Here is a 255-nt window from a genome sequence, read left to right as displayed (position 1 = left end):
GTAGAACGTCGCGATCACGAAGAACACCGCGAGCGTCTTGATGACGGTGACGGCGAAGATGTCGCGATACGATTCGCGGTGCGTGAGGCCCGTCACCGCGAGCAGCGTGATCACCGCGCCGTTGTGCGGCAGCGTGTCCATGCCGCCGCTCGCCATCGCGACGACCCGGTGCAGCACGTCCATCGGGATGTTCGCCGCCTGCGCGCCCTTGATGAACAGGTCCGACATCGCGGCGAGCGCGATGCTCATGCCGCC

1 pseudogene is annotated in these 255 nt (G+C 66.7%); it reads right to left on the bottom strand.

The annotated features are described in order from the left end of the window. Positions 1-255 (bottom strand): annotated as a pseudogene (locus ACV22Z_RS35935) (GntP family permease); the annotation flags it as partial.

Source organism: Burkholderia sp. PU8-34 (assembly GCF_053427725.1).
This window is presented reverse-complemented; position numbering and strand designations above follow the sequence as displayed.